Origin of the sequence: Chryseobacterium potabilaquae (assembly GCF_902728265.1) — a bacterium.
In the GTDB taxonomy this organism is placed as follows: Bacteria; Bacteroidota; Bacteroidia; order Flavobacteriales; family Weeksellaceae; genus Chryseobacterium; species Chryseobacterium potabilaquae.
Map to the genome: position 1 here is coordinate 14,130 of NZ_CACVBR010000022.1, position 17,682 is coordinate 31,811.

The following is a 17,682-nucleotide window of genomic DNA, read 5'->3' on the forward strand; positions in this document are numbered from 1 at the left end:
GTGCAAAAATAAGCATTTTAAATACTATCTTAATAATTATATGAATTGTGATAGCAGATTGCTGGAAATTAATAATTTAATGCGTATGCGCCTTGCCTGAATTTATAAATTTCGTATAATATTTACCCAAAATTTATAAATCCTGATATGCTTTTCTTGTATCAGCAAAAAAGCTACTGCATCTTTGCTAAACAAGAATGGAGAAGTTGTAAATATACATTTCCACTTTTGCTTGTCTAGCAAATAAAAGGCAGATTCAATGCAACTGGATTTCTAGAACTTCATTGATTTTAATATTTTTTGAAAATATAATTTAGGTAGGCTAATGTGACTGAAAGGGCGAAGCTGTAAAATGATAATAATTATATGCAAATGAATTTTATAAAAGGATGGTATGTTATCTATACCAAATCACGTTACGAAAAAAAGACTGCACAAATACTGACTGAGCAAAACTTCAAAGTATACTTGCCACTTAATAAGATAATCTCCCAGTGGAGTGATCGTAAGAAAAAAGTAGAGAAGCCTCTTTTTAGTTCTTATGTTTTCATTTATTTAGAAACAATAAAAGATTACTTACGAGCTCTCGCAATTGATGGTGTCGTTATATTCATCAAGTTTGGAGGTCGATTAGTAAGGGTTCCTGATGAGGAAATTAATAGAGTTAAAATATTTCTTAATCAGTTTTCAGAAATTGAAATAAGAAACATTCAAGATTTAAACATTGGTGAGAAAAGGAAAATTACTTCCGGACCTTTTGAAAACTACGAGTGTGAAATTATAAAAATAGATAACAAGCAAAAGATTTGTGTGAGGATAGACTCTTTACAACAAAGTCTCGTTGCTGAAATACACTCTTATCACTTAATTTAATGAACGATACTCAGATTTTATCCAACATTTTTTGGCATAATAAAATAGCAAGTAAAGAAAAAGCTGCTTTTTCAAAGGGGCCAATTAAAAGTCTCAAAAAAGGAATTTTGAAAGAAAATTTTGAAGGCTTTATAAAAGTCGCAAAAAACAATTCTCTTTCAAAATTTACAATAGTTTCCTCTGTCTTTTCTTTCGTAATTAATAAATACTTTGAAAATTATCAAGGTTTTATAAAAGTGTACCCATCTCATTTAATTGATTTGGAAAAATATTTGTTATTGGAAATTGGAAATGATGCAAGATCATTCAAAAAATTATTGCAAAATACTGCCACTGAAGTTAAACAGGTTTTTTCTCATAAAAATTATAATTCTGATCTAAACATAGAACCGTTTTCTAATTTTTCCATTCAGTTTGGTAAAAAAACTGAGTCTCTAAATGATGAGATCTCTTTATTATGTGAAGAAATAGAAGACAATTTTCTTTTTACGGTTTTTTATAAGGAAAAATATCCAGATTATGTTATTGAAAGTTTATTGAAAAACGTAATTAATATACTTTCGGATTATGACATTCTTTTGAATAAAAATAAAAAAGACTATTCATTTGTTGATAAAGAGGAAGTTCATCAATTATTAGTAGAATTTAATAATACAAAAAGAGAATATCCAAGTGATAAGACCGTTGTTAAGTTGGTTGAAGAACAGGTGCAGAAGACCCCTGATAATGTGGCAGTAGTTTTTGAGGATATTGAACTTACTTATCATGAACTCAATGGGAAAGCAAATCAATTAGCAAATTATATAAAAGAGAAATATATTGTTGAGAACGGAGAGGTCATAGCAATATTGTTGCCTAAATCTGTAGACTTGTTGGTTTCATTATTAGCAATTGAAAAAATTGGCTGTATTTATTTACCTATTGATATTAATTATCCGAAAGACCGAATTGATTATATTTTAGAGGATAGTAAAGCGAAAATACTGTTAAGTGAGCAAGATATTGCCCAAACATTAGATATTAATCAGCCCTACATTTCTCTAAAATTAAATGAAATTCAATTTAAATCAACAGCTAATCTCAATGTTACAATAGAGTCTGATGATGTTGCATATTTAATTTATACATCAGGTTCTACTGGAAGACCCAAAGGAGTTTTAGTGGAACATCACAGCAATATCAATATGTCTTTAGACCAAATAAAGACGTTTGGAATTACCGCTGAAGATAAAATTGTATGGTTTGCTTCTGTAGCTTTTGATGCTTCTATTTCTGAAATTATGATGAGTCTTTATTCGGGCGCAACACTATGTATTCCAACAGAAGAAGAGCAAAAAGATAAAGACCAGTTTATTTCATTCCTAGAAAAAACTAAATCTACCGTTGTTACTTTTCCTCCAAGTTATTTGGAACTATTGCCAGAGAAAGATTTGAAATCCTTAAAAACAATTATTACAGCAGGTGAACCTGCGAACCCAATCAAGGCAAAAGAACTCGTTGAAAATGGAGTAAGCTACTATAACGCTTATGGTCCGACAGAATATTCTGTATGTACCAGTATTTTTAAACTCAGTCCACACGAAGATTACATATCAGTTCCTATTGGCGTTCCGATTTCGAATACGAGTGTTTATATTTTAGATGAAGATTTTCGGGTAGTTCCTATAGGAGTAAGCGGTACGTTGTATGTAAGCGGCGCAGGTTTATCCCGAGGTTATTTGAATAAACCTGAGTTGACAAGGGAGAAGTTTATAGACAATCCTTTTGAAGCGGGGACGAAGATGTACGATACTGGAGATTTGGCGAGATGGCTTCCTGATGGGAACATAGAATTTTTGGGTAGGAAGGATTTCCAAGTGAAGATCAGAGGTTACAGGATAGAATTGGGCGAGATTGAGATGAATATCAACTGGTTTAGTCCATCCATCAGACAAGTCGTTACCGATGCAAGGGACATTAATGGAGAAAAAGTACTGGTAGCTTATTATACTAATGACAGTGAAACAAGTATAGACAAGTCAGAATTGCGGGAGTATCTTCAGAGTAAACTGCCTGACTATATGATTCCCGGTTTCTTTGTGGAGTTAGAAAATATACCCCTCACACCCAATGGCAAGATAGACCGCAAGGCACTTCCAGGTGTTACGGGCGAGGATCTGATTAGGCGAGAATATGTAGCCCCTAGAAATGCTACAGATGAAAAGCTTTCTGAGATTTGGCAGAAAATATTGGGCGTAGAGAAGGTAGGGATTACTGACAATTTTTTTGAACTTGGGGGACATAGTTTAATGGTAGCTCAGGTACTAAATAGGATCCATCAGAGCCTATCAATGCAGGTAAGTTTCAAAGACTTTTTTGCTTCGCCTAGCATTGAAGGTATTACCAAAAGTCTTACAGGAAAAGAGTATACCCCGATACCGAAAGCACCAGAACAAGAGAACTACCCACTAACACCATCACAACAAAGACTTTGGATTCTGAGCCAATTGGAAGGTGGTTCACAGGCCTATAATATGCCTGCGGTAGTTACTTTAAGAGGAGAGCTTAATGAAGCATATTTTGAAAAGTCCTTCCAAGCTTTGATAGATAGACATGAGATACTCAGAACATCATTTAAGTCGGATAAGACTACGGAAGAAATCCGTCAGTATATCATCCTTAAAAAAGAACTTCATTTTACAATAGAAGTATTAGATTTTAGTGGGAAGAATGAATTAGAAGTAGAAGACTACTTACAGTCTGCCAATAATGAAGCCTTTAATTTAGAAGAGAGCCCACTCATAAGAGCCACTTTACTGAAGAGAGAAAACAAAGAACACCTGTTCTTTTTATCCATGCACCATATCATTGGTGATGGATGGTCAACAGAAGTATTGGTATCAGAGGTTGTAGAAAACTATAATAATCTTCTTAATGGAAATGCTAAGGAAGATGAAATATTAAAAGAAGAATTAGCAATACAATATAAAGATTATGCAGTATGGCTACAGGAAGAGATAAAGGGAGAAAAATACCGGAATGCGGAAGCATATTGGTTAGAACAATTTGAAGGAGAGCTTCCTGTATTGGAATTACCGAGCTATAAAACAAGACCGTTGATACAGACGTATAATGGTAATAACATCAGCCACTTATTCTCAAAAGAATTTACAGATAAGCTGAAGCAGTATTCGGAGAAGCATGGAGTAACATTATTCATGACTTTAATGGCTGGGATAAAGTCATTACTATACCGCTATACAGGGCAACAGGATATTATTGTGGGTACCCCGCTAGCGGGAAGAGAACACCCTGATTTAGAGAATCAAATCGGGCTTTACCTGAATACTCTCGCCATAAGGACAAGGTTGGAAGGTGACAGCAATACTTTTGAGTCCCTGCTTAAGAAAGAGAGGGACACTTTACTATCGGCTTATGAGCATCAGCTTTATCCATTTGATGAACTTGTGGGTAAGCTTAATATCAAGCGTGATATGAGCCGTTCGGCATTGTTTGATGTATTGGTTGTATTCCAGAGTCAAGGTCAGTTGCAGATAGGAAACGCACAAAACAATATAGAAGGCCTACAGGTAGAGGGATATGATTATCAACGTAAGACGTCCCAGTTTGATGTGAGCTATGCTTTTGCAGAAGAAGGGGAACAGTTAGGATGTAGTATTGAATACAATACTGATATTTATGATGAGCAGCTCATCCAACGAATGTTTGGTCATTTTGAGAACCTTTTGACCCAGGCTATAGAAAATACAGAAGATAAAGCGGAGACAACAACCATAGAAGAAATAGACTTCTTAACAGAGCAAGAGCGTCAGCAGCTTCTTCATGAGTTCAACGATACGAAAGTAGATTATCCTAGCGATAAAACGATTATAGAATTATTTGAGAAGCAGGTTGAGAAGACGCCGAAAAATGTTGCAGTAGTTTTTGAGGATACTGAACTTACATACAGAATGCTTAACGAACAGGCAAACCAGTTGGGGGATTATCTACGACAAAATTATAAGATAGAACCTGATGATTTGGTAGCTATCAAGCTTGAGAGGAGCGAGAGGATGATCGTGGCAATCTTGGGAATTTTAAAGTCGGGAGCAGCTTATGTTCCTGTCGATCCTGAGTACCCGGAGGAAAGAATTGAGTACATAGAGCATGACACTCAAGCAAAGGTTACCATTGATGCCGCTTTTTTAGAGTCTTATCATGAGGAATTAAAAGAACAGAAAAGACAATACACAAAACAGAATCTTCCGATAATCAGCAGACCAGATAGTTTGGCGTATGTGATTTATACCTCAGGAACTACAGGATCGCCTAAAGGAGTGATGATGCAACAGGAAAACATTCTGAATTTGATTAAATATCACATAAAGACTATTGCCCCATATAATAAAGTTACCTTCTTGTCTAATCCAAGTTTTGATGTATCTTTTCAAGAGATCTTCAGTACTTTATTAACAGGAGCTACGCTATTCCCTGTATCAGATACAATTAAGAAGGATATTCAGGCACTTACTTATTTTATTTCAAAAAATAAATTAGACGTCTTATTCTTCCCGACCGCATACTTTAAAGTTCTAATAGAAGATGATTCATTTTTAGAATGCGTAGGAGAAAACGTTAAGCATATTATAGTAGCCGGAGAGAAACTAATTCTTAATAATGCCATTTTTGAAAGTATTAATGAGAAACTTATAAAGATTCATAATCATTATGGACCTGCGGAAACCCATGTAGTTACTACTTATGTGATTGATGAAAAAACAGTTAAAAACTATATTCCACCTATTGGTAAACCAATAGCTAATATATATGTTTATATATTAAACACAAATAAGGTGTTATGCTCAATAGGTGAATATGGCAGATTATATCTTTCAGGAGCAGGACTGGCGAAAGGATATATTAATAAAAAAGAGCTAACGGAAGAGAAGTTCATTGCTAATCCTTTCATTCCTGGTAGTAAAATGTATGATACAGGAGATATTGCCAGATGGCTTCCGGATGGGAACATAGAGTTTCTTGGGAGGAAAGATTTCCAGGTGAAAGTAAGGGGATATCGTATCGAAACAAATGAGGTGGAGACCGTTCTTACTAAGCATAACTCTATAAATCAGACTATCGTTGATACTAAAGAAATTAACGGGGATAATATATTAATAGCATTCTATGTAAAGAAAGACCCCACTGAGAAACTGGATAAATCAGAATTAAGGGACTATATGCAATCTAAAGTTCCTGAATATATGGTTCCTGGTTTTTTTATTGAAATAGATTCAGTACCTCTTACTCCAAACGGAAAGATAAATCGTAGAGCTCTACCGGATGTAAAAGAATACGATATGGTAAGAAAGGAATATGTAGCTCCGAAAAATGAAATAGAGAAAAAGCTAGTAAAGATATGGCAGGAAGTTTTAGGTATTGAAAAAGTAGGAATTACAGATAGTTTCTTTGAATTAGGAGGGAATAGTATAAAAGCAATGCAGTTTATTTCAATCCTAAATTCCCGTCACAAAATGAGCGTGGAACTTTCTGTTCTGTTTAAAAATCCTCATATACAGTATATTGCCTATTCTCTGATTATGGAGAAAAAAGAAATAGAGAGATTTGAGGAGATTTCGGAGCCTTACAAATTATCACCGCAGCAAATGAACATGTGGATATCAGAAGTGAAAAATAATACTTCCAATATAATTGTCACGCAGTTGATTGTAGACGAATTATTGGATATTAATTTATTAAAGAAATCTATAGATAAGATAGTACAGAGACATCTGTCTTTAAGAACTGTTTTCATTACACATGATAATTTACCTTTACAGAAAATCATAACAAATGACTATGATAAATATGATATTAACATTATTTCAGAAGAAGATCTTGTTGCTCAAAATTTAGAAAATGACTTTAGTTTAGATGAATATCCACTTTTTAAAATTTATGTAATTCCTAAACAAGATAGGTTCAAAGTTGTTTTGAAAATACATCATCTAATTTTTGACGGTTGGTCTGTTAATCTATTTAGAAATGAACTTCTAACTATTTATAAAAATAAAAACAATACACTTCCCGGAACTAATTATGAATATATTGACTATGTTAATTATTTGAAACACCAAAACAAAGACATTCTATTAGAGTACTGGAAAAACAAGCTTAAAGACGTACCTGATTATTTACATATTTCTAATCCTGAAAAATCCATAGACCATGAAGTAGCCTATACGTCAAATTATGCTGATTTTCAAATTGATAATAGATCCTATGATGAGATAAAAAAAATTATAAAACAACGTGGAGTTACATTGTCAACATTCTTTATCTCATGTTTCAAAATTTTATTAGGTAGAATTTCTAATACTAATAACATTACGGTAGCGATACCTGTTGCCAAAAGGAATGATCCTGCTTTTTCGAATATAATAGGACTTTTTACAAATATTATATTTCACAATGATTTGCTGAATCAGCATGCTTCTTTTGAAAAACTTTTAGATCAGGTTCATAGTACTTCTATTGAGGCTTTAAATCATGCTGATATCTCAGTTCACGAGATATGTGATTTATTAAAAATTAATAATACAGTCCATACCCTTCCTTTAACTCCAGTCGTTATTAATATCTTAGATTTTATCAAAGATAATTTTGAATATGAGCCTGGCTGTGATGATAAAAAAGACCATTTAACAGCTTCAAAATTTGATTTAGAATTTTTTGTAGAAACTACCTCCGGAGGAGTTCTCGTGAGTAGCGTTTTTAATAAAGATCTATTCAACAGTAAAGAAGTCTTTTTTTGGTTAAAGGGGCTTGGGCATATCATTGATGAAGTAATTCATCACTCTGAAAAAATAATTGAGGAAATAGAAATCTTTGATCAGTTCCTACTTTCTGATCCGGTTACCCCTAAAAATGATTACGTAGATTGGGAGCTAGAATACGATTCAATAATTGATCGATTTGATTATATATGTGAAACTTATCCTGATAAATATGCTGTTGTAGATGATAATCAAAAAATAACTTACAGAGAACTTAATGAAACATCTACTATTATTTCAAACGAAATAATAAAACACAGTAGAAATAACAAAGTATTAATTCTGTTGTCTCACGGATATCAATCAGTTCTGGGAATTCTTTCTACCTTAAAAGCAGGTAAAGCTTATATACCATTAGATATAAGTCTTCATACGCTCAGGACAAGAGAAATTATAGCGGAAATCAATACGGATCTTATATTGTGTGATAATCAAACAGAAGAATTTGCAAACAAATTTTTGATTGATTCTTCTCTTGTTTCAGTTAATATTGAAAGAATAATTAATCAGGATTCTCAAGGTACAATGCAATCTTTAGAAGAAATTCCATCCGCTGATTCTTTGGCTTATATTTTATATACTTCTGGTTCTACCGGAAAGCCTAAAGGGGTGATGCAATCTCATAAAAATGTATTACATTTTATCAATATATATACAAGGCAGTTACATATAGCGCCGGAGGATCATCTAAGCCTGATACCATTTTATAATTTTGATTCTGCCGTAATGGATATTTTCGGAGGATTGTTGAATGGCGCAACATTGTACCCTTTTAATGTTAATATTAAAGGAATAAATGATTTGGCCCGATGGATTGATCATCACGAAATTACGATCTATCATTCTGTTCCGACATTATTCAGGTCTTTAATAAAGACAATCCAATATAGGCTCTCATCAATTAGATTAATAGTGCTCGGTGGAGAAGCGGTATTTAAAAGAGACTTCTTAGAATTTAAAAACAAGTTCGGAAAGGACGCTATTTTTATCAATGGGTATGGACCTACGGAATCTACTATTGTCTGTCAAAAATTTTTAGATGATCAAAGTATAGTAGGTTATCATGTGCCTATTGGAAAACCTGTTGATCGGACAAAGGTATACCTTGTTAAATCCGGTAATAAACCGGCACGTATATATGAAGAAGGAGAAATTGTTTATGGGAGTGATTATTTGGCTTTAGGGTACTATCAGGATGAAACATTAACAAATCAGAAATTTAAGACCAAGGCAGATTTTCAAAATTCAGATCCGAATCTTAGATACTACTATTCTGGAGATTGGGGAAAATTACTTCCAAGCGGCGATATAGAATTTATTGGGCGATTGGATAATCAAATCAAGCTTAATGGCATAAGAATAGAATTGAACGAAATTAATTTTGTCATAGAACAAATCGCAGAAGTAGCAGTAAGTGTTACTGTATTTAAAACCTTTAGAGACAATGATTTAATTTCTAGTTATATTTGTTTTAAGGCTGGCAATAGTATAAGCAGAGAAGCAATACTTGAAATATTAAAATCGTCTTTACCTGCTTATATGGTTCCTAAATCCATTGTAATTCTTGATCATATTCCATTAACCAATACTGGAAAAATAAGTTTTAAGGACTTACCTGATATACAAGAAAATGATTTATTCAAAAAAGAGTTTACACCTGCAGGAAATGTACTGGAAAAAGAACTTGAGAATATATGGAAAGACATTTTAAAAATAGATCAGATAGGAATTCACGATAATTTCTTTGATATTGGAGGAACTTCGGTAAGGGCAATTGAATTATCAAACAAATTAAAAATCAACTATCCGGATAAAAATATTTCACCGGTAATAGTATTTGAATATCCAAATATTTCCACACTTGCAGAGTTCCTCTCTACCACGGTTACTACTACTGATCAGGAACAGGAAGAGAACTTAAGTATTTTAGAAACTACATTAAATATTTACAATTTAGATCACAATGATTATGACGAGTAACCATTATCTTTCCTTATTAGAGGAAGAAGCCAGAGAGCTATCGGATATTCTGCATTTGACAGCAAATGAAAATATTCTTTCAGATTTTGCTGCTAAGGCTTTAAACAGTAATTTCTCTTTTAGATATCATTTAGGAAGAATAGAAAACTTCAATACTGATAATATTACTTTCTCAAAAGGTAATATATACAGGGGAATAGGTTTGGTAAATAAGCTGGAGGAAATCTCATCAAAAATTCTTAACAAAAGATTAGGAGGTGTGGCTACAGAATTCAGACCTCTTTCAGGAGTATATGCTATGATGTGTACCATATTGTCAGCTACTGATGTTGGAGATTATATACTAACAATTGATCCTGAAAAAGGAGGACATTTTGCCACTCAGAATATTATTGAAAAGACAGGGCGAAAATCTATAAAGGTTCCGTTAAAAAGAGAGACGCTTGCAATTGATTATGATTTTATACTAGAGATAAAGGATAAGTATACCATCAAAATGTTTTATATTGATGACAGTCTTGCGTGCCAACCTGTAGATTTTTCATTATTAAGACAATTATTGGGGGAAGAAACAATTCTGGTGTACGATGCATCACATCCGTTTGGACTTATATTTGCACAGGAATTTATGAAGCCCATATACGAAGGCTGCGATATCATTCAAGCCAATACCCACAAAACATTTCCGGGTCCTCAAAAAGGGATTATACATTTTTCAAATAGCCAATTGGGAAATCTTGTTAAAGATGAAGTAGGAAAAAGCTTGGTTTCCAGCCAGCATACCCATCATACCATTGCATTGCATTTGGCGATTATAGAAATGGATGAATTTTCCGAAGATTATGTGAAAAAAATTATTGAAAATACCCGATATCTATATAACTTGCTCACCGATAAAGGTTTTTCTATCTTGGAGCCTAAAAACAAAAAAGAATTAATAACCAATCAGTTATATATACGAATACCAAACTTTTTTGATGCAGAGAAAATTGCAAAAGTTTTTTATGCCAACAATATAAGTATCAATATTAGAAGAATTTTTGACGAAAACTTTTTAAGAATTGGACTTCAGGAGGTAACAAGACTGGGTTTTTGTACAATTGAAATGGATATTATATCTGATATTATTTCAAATATAATTCATGATCAAAATTTAGAGAGCATTACAAAAAGTATAAAAAGACTAAATCTTCAATCACGAAAAATATTATATAGTTATGATAAGTAAACTTTTTTATTTATTTTTTTGTCTTCAGGTTATATTACTATCTTATAGCTGTTCAAGTACAAAAAAAGAAATCGCACAAAGAACCAATTTTGCTCAAGTAAATGAATATGATGTTGCTTTATTTGATAATAGCAGAAACCGTTCTGTTCCAATTACTATTTATGATAATAATCATTCCAATCAAGGAAAAAAAATTGTCATATTCAATCATGGATATGGTTTTAACAAGGGAGGGGATTATAAGATATATTCTAAGCTTTGCAAATTTTTAGCAGAAAATGAGTACTTTGTTATTTCCATTCAGCATGAACTCGCTACGGATGATCTTCTTTCCATGAAAGGCGACTTATATAAAACCAGAATGCCTAATTGGGAAAAAGGAGAATTAAATATAAGTTTTGTAATAGACGAAAGTAGAAAAAAATATCCTGATCTTGATTGGAAGAATATTACCTTAGTGGGACATTCAAATGGAGGAGATATGGTAATGTTATTTGTAAAAGATCATAGCGATTTAATTAATAATGTTGTATCTCTGGATCATAGGCGTTTTCCTATTCCCAGAACTGCTAAACCCAGAATCTTATCATTGAGAGGATCTGATTACCCCGCAGATCCGGGAGTGGTTCCTACCCCTGAAGAACAAACCAAATATGGGATTAAAATTATTTATTTGAAAGATATTAGGCATACTGATATGGATGATAAAGGGACAAAAGAACAAAGTGACGAAATAAATAATCAGATAATAAATTTTTTGAATGGAAAATAGAGTTTACACCGGTTTAGAAATTGCTATTGTTGGAATGGCGTGTAAAACTCCTTTGGGTGGTAATTATAATGATCTGTGGAAAGGACTTGTAAATGGAGAAGAATCTGTATACTTTTTAAACGACCAAGAGAAAAAAAAATATAAAATAGAAGACAATTATATTGCAATCAAAAATGATATAAAGAATAAAGAATTCTTTGATTATGATTTTTTTGGATATACTGAAAAAGAAGCTTTACTCCTTTCGCCTCAAAGCAGACATATACATGAAGTAATTTGGAACGCAATTGAAGATTCGGGAATATCCTTAGTAGAGTTAAAAAAGTCTACAGGTCTTTTTTTAGGAATGTCTGAGGATTATAACTGGAAGATTTTTACACTTCAGAACAAAGATAAATTTCCCATCGAAGATTTTATATTCCAAAATTTTTCCAGTTACTATCATATTCCAGCCTTAATTTCATACAAATTGGGATTTTCTGGGCCATCTATTGCTATTAATACAGCATGTTCGAGTTCTCTCATAGCTGTAGATTCTGCTTGTAAAAGCCTTTTACTGGGCGAAACAAGAATTTGTCTTGCCGGTGGAGTTTATATTGGAAGTGAGCCTCACAAAGCCTATAAATATACAGATGGGCATATTAATTCAATAGATGGGCATTGCAGGCCTTTTGATAATTCTTCAACGGGAACCATTTGGGGAGAAGGACTTGGTGTTGTAGTATTGAAAAGACTAAAAGATGCGATAGAAGATGGAGATAACATCCACGGTATCATTAAAGGTATAGGTATAGGAAATGACGGTGATAAGAGAGTTGCTTTTACAGCACCAAGTATACAGGGGCAAGTACAAACAATTAAAAGAGCTTTCCTGCTTAGCAAAATTAAACCTGAAACAGTTAGCTATATAGAATGTCATGGCACTGGGACGCAGCTTGGAGATCCTATTGAGGTGGAAGCTCTTAAACAGACATATAAAATTTCCATAGATAATAAAATCCCTATTGGATCCATTAAAAGTAATATAGGTCATCTCAATACGGCAGCAGGAATTATAGGATTGATTAAGTGTATCATGATTTTAAAAAACAAAAAGATCCCTCCAAGTATTAATTATGAAACACCGAATTCTAGGATTGACTTTCAAAGCACTCATTTTTATGTAAATAATAATTTGATATCTCTTGAGCACAGTGAAAATCCAGCTAGAGTAGCCGTTAGTTCGTTTGGGATAGGGGGAAATAACGCTCATTGCATTTTAGAAGAAGCTCCAGCAACAAAGGCAAAAAATAGTGAAAAAGGAAATGTTTTTTTATTGAGTGCCAAGAATGAAGTTTCTTTAAAAGAAGCTGTTAAAACGTTTTATTCTGAAAAAGATCAATATGATATAAATGAGCTGGCGATTTCTTCACAATTAAGAAAAATTCACCATAAAACAAGAGTTTCATTAGATTTTAATACCAAGGCTCCTTTGAATTTTTTGCATAAAGACAAGATTAAAAATGTAATATTTGCATTTCCCGGGCAAGGAGTTTTGTATAATAATACTACTAAACAATTATATCAGAGATCAAAGCTGTATCGAAATATCCTAGATGAGAATTTGAGTATTATTAATGAAAAATTAAATATTAATATCAAAGACTTCTTATTTAATGAAGAATATGATCAACAACGGAATATTAATAAAATAGACACTGTAAAATCACATTTGACATTATTTATTATCCAATATTCTTTAGCCAAATATTTGATGGAGTTAGGAGTAAAACCGGACGGCCTTATCGGGCATAGTTTAGGGGAATATACAGCCTGCTGTATTTCTGGAGCTATGGATTTAGTCCAGACAATTCAAACAATTGCTAAAAGAGCTGCTTGTCTTTTGAACGGGCCGGAGGGAAAAATGATTTATGTTTCTTCTTCAGAAGATATGATAAAACAGAAAGAGTTTCAAGATGTATATTTGTCCATTATTAATAGCCCAAATGAGAGAGTTTATTCAGGGAAATCTTATAACATAGAGAAATTTGAAGAATGGCTTATAGAAAAAGGAGCTGAATATAAAGTTTTAACTACAATACATCCTAATCATTCTCCTTTATTAGAAATAATAAGAAATAATTTTGAAAAGCATACTGACGGTATTCAGTATAAAGATGTTCAAATTCCATTCATTTCGAATACATCGGGACAAATTATCAATGATAAAAAACAAATATCATCAAAACATTGGGGAGATCATATAATTAAACCTGTATTGTTTGAACAGGGTGTGAAAAAAATATTAAACGTATTTCAAGATTGTCTCTTTATTGATTTTGGACCTGGAAATTTTATAAAAAATCTGCTTGAAAGAGAATACTCTATAAAAAATACATTAAACCTGGTAAGGAATAAAAATATAGAAATTGCAGATGACGTATTTTTTGATCAGAATTTAGGCAAAATATGGGAATATGGAATAGATGTTCAATGGGAAAAACTATATTCAGAGAAAATAAATTACATCGAAATACCTCCTTATTATAATTTTACAAAATCGAAACTCCTGGCTGAAATACTGGTTGATAATATTGATTTTTCTTCTAAAAAAAGAATTGCAAAAAATGATATTTTTTATAGTTCGATATGGGAAAACTATGAAATCAAACAAAATTCTTCTGAGGCTTATCCTAACATCTTATTGTTGTTGCCAAGTGATTTTATCGACTCTCTTTTTGAGAATAAATTTAAAGAGTATAATATTTTGAAAATTAGGCATGGTCACAATTTTAATGTATTAAACGATGAAGAAATTGAAGCTAATTTTAATATCGAAGATAGCATTATTGAGGCATTGAATTATGCTAAAGATTCAACGTTCACTTTTGATAAAATCGTTTCTTTTTTAGATTATGATTTTAATGAAAAAGTAGAGAATCTTGATCATGTTCATTTTGAAAATTTTTTTACAATAACTTACCTTTTGAGAAATATTAATAAAATTTTCTCAAAAGGGGAAATTATATGGGTGTGCAATAATGTGTTTTCTTGGGAAAATAACTCTGTTAATCATTTATTAGATATCTCAAAATCCCAAATTATGGGCCCATTGATGTGCTCAATGCTTGAATACGAATCTTTTGAAACAAAAATTGTTGATGTAAAAAGTTTAGATTCTCAATCTATTAACATTCTATTTGATTTATTTAATAGTAATGATGAATATAACGAGTTTGCCATAATTATCAATACAGATCAAATATTATGTAGAAAGTATCAAGAAATTGAAATCAAAGAAGATGTACAACCTTTTACTCGGGAAGATATAATTCTGATAACGGGTGGAACAGGAGGAATGGCACAAATCATCATTAATGATATTCAAAAAAAATATGGATCAAAGTTTATATCTGTTGGTAGAAGTCATGAAAATACAGAAAAAATTAATAATTATGTTTATACTGTTAAAGCTGATATCTGTGACCAGATATCCTGTATTAATGCATTAGAAAATGCAGAAAAAGATTTTGGAAGAATCACTGCAGTCCTCCATACTGCTGCTCATGTCAAATTTGAATTTATTGATGGGCTCAACAGTGGAGAAAATATACTTGAAAATTCACCTAAGATAAAAGGAACGGAGACTATATTGTCATATTTTAAAGACAGAAGCTTAAAGTTTTTTACCAATTTTTCATCGAGAGCAACGACAATACCAACTGTTGGACAATCTATCTATATATCAGATAATAGTTTCCTAAATAGTTTAACAGATGCAAGTGTCCAAAATCATTTTAGATTTCCCATTTATACATTACAATGGTCAAGAATTAAAGATGTAGGACTAGCGGCTACAACAGATAAAAATGATGAATTGAACACAGAGATATTAATAAATGAAGATATTTTGCCTATTCTGGAAACCTCTCTGTCCCAAAAAAAATATTTTAATATCATAATTTCTCCAAATAATATTAATGATACAATAACTAATTTATTTAAACTTAAAGAGAATAAAAAGAGCAGTAAAATTCGAGAATCACTTATTTCCAATCATTACGTTAGCCCAAGTTCTGAAATAGAGATCGGATTATGTGAAATAGTAAGGGAAATACTAGATATGGATAAAATCGGAATAGAAGATAATTTCTTTGAGTTAGGAGGAGATTCTTTAAGAGTAATGGTTTTGAGAAAAAAAATTAACGAAGAATTTAATTTAACGATTTCTCAAAATATGATATTAGAAAGTTTAGTGCTCAGGGATATTGCCCTTAAACTATCAAATCAGGATAAAAAAAATATAAAAAAAATAATAATTTAATAATACTCTTGTTTTTGATGAAAATTGTTTTCAAAACTATCTTGTTGTATGGATTAGCAGATATTCTATAAAAGATGACATAGAATAAACGTAATAGCGATATGATCCTTAATAATTTAAGCTTAATATAATATGTTTTTAAAGCCCAACGTTGTAATTGAACCTTTAGTAATGAAATGGTATGGCTGGTCACATTTAATTTCTCCAGCAACCTTAAGTAGAAATATTGTTGGCAGACATATAAGAATCATGAATTCTTATATGAAGTCTGCTAAACTCCATCAGGAGGCTGTAAAGAACCCTAAAATGCTTGGGGGGCCTTTTATAGACTATAATAATGATAGAACAAGTGAAATTGAGCAACTAATTGAAGAAACGCTTATAAGACAAAATAAGCTGATTGAACTTAATCATGCTTTTACGGATCTGAATGATTTGTTGAAAAATAATGCGCAGGGTCAAAAACTAGAATCCTTATATGAGTTTATTCCGAAGCCCCTAAAAGGATTTGTGGAATTGGTTTATGACGTGAATAATAATCCAAGTTTTAAAATTTATGAACGATTATTGTATCAGGAATATTATGACGAATCTACTCAAAGTATAGCATTATGGGAGACTAATAATGATTCCAGGCCGTTTGTATTGAGTACCCCCAGAATTAATAATGAAAATGTCTTGTTTCTTGAAATCCCATTCAGCTCTCCTATAATAGACAAAATATCTTATTCGAAGAGAAATTCTATAGATATTGAACCTCTCATTTCAGAGCTTGGTTTAACGGGTGAGAGGAAACGATTATTTGAAAATTTGTTTTCAAACGAAAACCCCAATCAATATCAAAATTATTCGGGAGATAGAATAAGGATGAGATACTTTGGACATGCATGTATTTTAATAGAAACCAATGATATTAGCATTCTGGTGGATCCATTAATTAGCTATTTTGGATATATGTCCGAAATAGATCATTTTTCAGATTATGATCTTCCTGAAGTTATCGATTATGTTCTAATCACTCACAATCATCAGGATCATATTCTTTTGGAGACCTTACTTCCATTAAGACATAAAATTAAAAATATTATAGTTCCTAAATCTAATCGCAATTCGTACTTGGATCCCAATTTAAAGCTTATGTTTAATCATATTGGATTTAATAATGTATACGAGCTTGATGAACTTGAAGAAATCAATAAAAATGACTGTAAAATAATAGGTTTGCCTTTCATGGGAGAGCATTCTGATCTAGATATCGCATCAAAATTGTGTCATTTTGTACAAATCGGAAACTTTAAATTATTATTTGTGGCTGATTCAAGAATTATAGACAGTAGTGTTTATGAACAACTGCAAAAAACAGTAGGAAATGTCGATGTTATATTTTTAGGAATGGAATGTGACGGAGCTCCTTCATCCTGGTTATATGGCCCTTTAATGTTCAAAAAACTAGAACGAGAATATGATCAGCAACGAAGACTTTCCGGATCTGATTGTGATAAAGGAATGTCATTGATTAATATTTTTAATCCGAAAGAAGTATATGTTTATGCTATGGGTATGGAACCGTGGTGCGAATTTATTAGTAGTATAAAATATACAGATGCCTCTAATCCTATTGTTGAATCCAACAGGCTGATCGAAATATGTGGCCAAAAAGGAATGATAGCTGAACGTCTTTATGGAGAAAAAGAAATCTTATACTCTAAATAAT

At 32.0% G+C, this 17,682-nt stretch carries 6 protein-coding genes; all 6 read left to right on the forward strand.

The window, feature by feature from the left end; all coding sequences use genetic code 11:
• Positions 1-372 precede the first annotated feature (372 nt).
• Positions 373-873: a transcription termination/antitermination protein NusG gene (gene nusG / locus CHRY9293_RS11950; protein ID WP_162033190.1), complete on the forward strand. Its 501-nt coding sequence runs from the start codon at positions 373-375 to the stop codon at positions 871-873.
• Entirely contained in the window at positions 873-9,665 is an 8,793-nt protein-coding gene (locus tag CHRY9293_RS11955) for a non-ribosomal peptide synthetase (RefSeq protein WP_162033191.1), read from the forward strand. The genes nusG and CHRY9293_RS11955 overlap by 1 nt, the downstream gene beginning before the upstream one ends.
• Positions 9,655-10,893: a PLP-dependent aminotransferase family protein gene (locus tag CHRY9293_RS11960; protein WP_162033192.1), complete on the forward strand. Its 1,239-nt coding sequence runs from the start codon at positions 9,655-9,657 to the stop codon at positions 10,891-10,893. The genes CHRY9293_RS11955 and CHRY9293_RS11960 overlap by 11 nt, the downstream gene beginning before the upstream one ends.
• On the forward strand, positions 10,883-11,665 hold the full coding sequence (locus CHRY9293_RS11965; protein ID WP_228455525.1) for an alpha/beta hydrolase: 783 nt from the start codon (positions 10,883-10,885) through the stop codon (positions 11,663-11,665). The genes CHRY9293_RS11960 and CHRY9293_RS11965 overlap by 11 nt, the downstream gene beginning before the upstream one ends.
• Positions 11,655-15,968 carry a type I polyketide synthase gene (locus tag CHRY9293_RS11970; RefSeq protein WP_162033193.1) on the forward strand — a complete coding sequence of 1,438 codons (4,314 nt, stop codon included), beginning with the start codon at positions 11,655-11,657 and terminating at the stop codon, positions 15,966-15,968. The genes CHRY9293_RS11965 and CHRY9293_RS11970 overlap by 11 nt, the downstream gene beginning before the upstream one ends.
• Positions 15,969-16,100: 132 nt before the next feature.
• Complete coding sequence (locus tag CHRY9293_RS11975) at positions 16,101-17,681, forward strand: MBL fold metallo-hydrolase (protein ID WP_162033194.1); 1,581 nt, start codon at positions 16,101-16,103, stop codon at positions 17,679-17,681.
• Position 17,682 lies beyond the last annotated feature (1 nt).

Coding starts and splice junctions, on each gene's coding strand:
- nusG (WP_162033190.1), top strand. CDS start 373: ATGAATTTTATAAAAGGATGGTATGTTATCTATACCAAATCACGTTAC.
- CHRY9293_RS11970 (WP_162033193.1), top strand. CDS start 11,655: ATGGAAAATAGAGTTTACACCGGTTTAGAAATTGCTATTGTTGGAATG.
- CHRY9293_RS11955 (WP_162033191.1), top strand. CDS start 873: ATGAACGATACTCAGATTTTATCCAACATTTTTTGGCATAATAAAATA.
- CHRY9293_RS11960 (WP_162033192.1), top strand. CDS start 9,655: ATGACGAGTAACCATTATCTTTCCTTATTAGAGGAAGAAGCCAGAGAG.
- CHRY9293_RS11975 (WP_162033194.1), top strand. CDS start 16,101: ATGTTTTTAAAGCCCAACGTTGTAATTGAACCTTTAGTAATGAAATGG.
- CHRY9293_RS11965 (WP_228455525.1), top strand. CDS start 10,883: ATGATAAGTAAACTTTTTTATTTATTTTTTTGTCTTCAGGTTATATTA.